The organism is Escherichia sp. TW14182 (assembly GCF_000208525.1).
Taxonomy (GTDB): Bacteria; Pseudomonadota; Gammaproteobacteria; order Enterobacterales; family Enterobacteriaceae; genus Escherichia; species Escherichia ruysiae.
This window is the reverse complement of record NZ_AEJZ01000402.1, coordinates 1-2314: the sequence shown is the minus strand read 5'-3', so window position 1 is coordinate 2314 and position 2314 is coordinate 1. Positions and strand designations below refer to the sequence as shown.

Annotated in this window: 3 protein-coding genes and 1 pseudogene; 2 read left to right on the top strand and 2 right to left on the bottom strand. The window is 48.3% G+C overall.

All coding sequences use genetic code 11. The features are described from left to right. Both EQY_RS0122510 and rbsR read left to right on the top strand, forming a co-directional pair. Window positions 1-246: PfkB family carbohydrate kinase (locus EQY_RS0122510; protein ID WP_000326178.1), on the top strand; the 246-nt coding region annotated here is incomplete at its 5' end. A 3-nt stretch (window positions 247-249) separates the two neighbouring features. Continuing rightward, entirely contained in the window at window positions 250-1242 is a 993-nt protein-coding gene (rbsR, locus tag EQY_RS0122505) for a ribose operon transcriptional repressor RbsR (protein ID WP_000224480.1), read from the top strand. A gap of 85 nt (window positions 1243-1327) precedes the next feature. Here rbsR and EQY_RS0122500 read toward each other — a convergent pair. Together EQY_RS0122500 and EQY_RS0122495 are read right to left on the bottom strand one after the other, a co-directional pair. Continuing rightward, window positions 1328-1459, bottom strand: a pseudogene (locus tag EQY_RS0122500) (hypothetical protein); the annotation flags it as partial. A 23-nt stretch (window positions 1460-1482) separates the two neighbouring features. Then, entirely contained in the window at window positions 1483-2172 is a 690-nt protein-coding gene (locus EQY_RS0122495) for a FadR/GntR family transcriptional regulator (RefSeq protein WP_001131153.1), read from the bottom strand. Window positions 2173-2314: the final 142 nt, after the last annotated feature.

Sequence of the window (2314 nt, the reverse complement as noted above, 5' to 3'; positions counted from 1 at the left end):
GTGTGGGCTAGCGTGAATGGCGAAGGTCAGCGCGTTCCTGGATTCCGGGTTCAGGCTGTCGATACCATTGCTGCCGGAGATACTTTTAACGGCGCGTTAATCACGGCGTTGCTGGAAGAAAAACCATTGCCTGAGGCGATTCGTTTTGCTCATGCTGCCGCTGCGATTGCCGTAACGCGCAAAGGCGCACAACCGTCAGTACCGTGGCGTGAAGAGATCGAAACATTTTTAGACAGGCAGAGGTGACGCTTGGCCACAATGAAAGATGTTGCCCGCCTGGCGGGCGTTTCTACCTCAACCGTTTCTCACGTCATCAATAAAGATCGCTTCGTCAGCGAAGCGATTACCGCCAAAGTTGAAGCGGCGATTAAGGAACTCAATTACGCGCCATCAGCTCTGGCGCGTAGCCTCAAGCTCAATCAGACTCGAACCATTGGCATGTTGATTACTGCCAGTACCAATCCTTTCTATTCCGAACTGGTGCGTGGCGTTGAACGCAGTTGCTTCGAACGCGGTTATAGCCTTGTTCTTTGTAATACCGAAGGCGATGAGCAGCGAATGAATCGCAATCTGGAAACGCTGATGCAAAAGCGCGTTGATGGCTTGCTGTTACTGTGCACCGAAACACACCAGCCTTCGCGTGAAATAATGCAACGTTATCCAACAATCCCTACTGTGATGATGGACTGGGCGCCGTTCGATGGCGACAGTGATCTTATTCAGGATAACTCGTTGCTGGGCGGAGATTTAGCGACGCAATATCTGATCGACAAAGGTTATACCCGAATTGCCTGTATTACCGGTCCGTTGGATAAAACGCCTGCGCGCTTGCGGCTGGAAGGTTATCGGGCGGCAATGAAGCGTGCTGGCCTTGACGTTCCTGATGGTTATGAAGTCACTGGCGATTTTGAATTTAACGGCGGGTTTGACGCGATGCAGCAATTGTTATCGCATCCGCTGCGCCCCCAGGCAGTCTTTACTGGAAATGACGCTATGGCAGTTGGCGTATACCAGGCTCTATATCAGGCTGGGTTATATGTCCCGCAGGATATCGCGGTGATTGGCTATGACGATATCGAACTGGCAAGCTTTATGACGCCACCGCTCACTACAATTCATCAACCAAAAGATGAACTGGGAGAGCTGGCGATTGATGTACTCATCCACCGGATAGCACAGCCAAATCTACAGCAACAACGACTACAACTTACGCCGATACTGATGGAGCGCGGCTCGGCTTAGATTTACGCTTTTTTTAATCAAATTATTACTATCAGTTGCTTTCAGAAGCATGAATATTGCTACTGAAGCAACAGTAATAATTCTCCGGAATAAGCATTGCCACCGTCAGCGTATAACTGATGATGGCAGCAATTGCGGATAAGGTGGTATTCAGGATGGTGAGATTTAGTGTCCGTATAAAGATGACTATTGCCGCAATGCACGGCAAACCCGCCATACTGTATCCGTTTGTTATATTACTTATCCGGGGGAGCGTAGCAGCGCCTGACAAGCTTTAAATGCAGCGTCGCCATCACTTTGGATTATTGCATCGACAATCGCCTGGTGTAGATCCAGTTTTATCACTGTATCGCTGGTTATTGACGTAAAGTAAGTGTGATAAACCGAATGAAATAGTGAAGCGAAAGATGTCAAAAACGGATTGGCGCTCATTTCATAAATATGTTCATGCCAGGCCATATCGACCTCAATCCAACGCTCCCGGCGGAAATGCTCTTTTAACGATACCATTTCGGCCATCAGTGTATTGAGATGCGCCTTCTGTTCTGCGGTGCCCACCGTTGCTGCCAATAAGCAGGCTTGCGGCTCCAGACAGATACGCATAACCAGAAAATGATCAATAACTTGATGAAAGTTCTCTTCTGTCATCCACCAGGAGAGCAACTCTTGATCAAGAAAATTCCAGTTGGATTGCGGCATGACACGCGTACCAATTCGTGGTCGTGGCAAAACCATTCCTTTTGCCGTTAACGTCTTGACCGCTTCGCGTACCGCAGTACGGCTCACTCCAAATTGCTCACCCAGCTCAATTTCACCAGGCAGAATGGTGCCGGGTGCGTATTCACCTTTTAAGATCCGTTGCGCCAGCTTCTCGGCCAGAACATACGAAAGGTTTTTCTGTGCAGCTAACTGTTGTGCGCTTAATGGCATACTCATCTTCCTTATTCTTTTTTTCCTCCTTAGTATGCCACCAGGAAGTGTGATTGCGGTTGCAAAAACGGCAAATTGATTGTTTTATGGCACACCAGCAAGTGTTTTGATGAAAAAACGCGCATTCGGAAAATTATTTTAA

What these genes read in the sequence shown, in the direction of transcription:
- EQY_RS0122495 (WP_001131153.1), bottom strand. Translation starts at nt 2,172, where the DNA reads ATGCCATTAAGCGCACAACAGTTAGCTGCACAGAAAAACCTTTCGTAT.